We start from the raw sequence: 503 nt of genomic DNA on the forward strand, positions 1-503 counted from the left end.
ACGAATCTGTTCTTTAACGATGCCAACGCCTTGTTGCTCTGTCACTGAAATGGACTCAGATTGACGGTATGCGTCATCCAGAACGATTTCACCGACCTCTTCTTCCATAGATTCAAGAATTTGGTTGCGTTGTTTAACGGTAAGATCGCCATTTGAAACCAGTCCGTTCAAAAAGATCTTAATGTTTACTTCGTTATCCGAGCAGTCTACACCGCCAACATTGTCAACAAAGTCGGTGTTAACTCGACCACCGTTTAGTGCGTACTCGATACGACCAAGCTGTGTCATACCTAAGTTACCACCTTCACCAACCACTTTTGCGCGCAGCTCACGACCATCAATACGAAGCAGGTCATTTGCTCGGTCACCAACGTCTGTATGCGTTTCAGTCGAAGCTTTAACGTAAGTACCGATACCACCGTTCCAAAGTAGATCCACTTTCATTTTTAGGATCATCTTAATCAGATCGTTTGGTGCCACGGATGCCTTCTTGGTGCCCAACA

The 503-nt window shown here is 45.3% G+C and carries 1 protein-coding gene; it reads right to left on the reverse strand.

Annotation, left to right across the window (positions count from 1 at the left end; all coding sequences use genetic code 11):
* Positions 1-503, reverse strand: a 503-nt coding sequence (locus R7R78_RS29835; RefSeq protein ID WP_225475056.1) for an NAD-glutamate dehydrogenase domain-containing protein, incomplete at both ends; no start/stop codon positions are given.

The organism is Vibrio sp. 2134-1 (assembly GCF_033339495.1).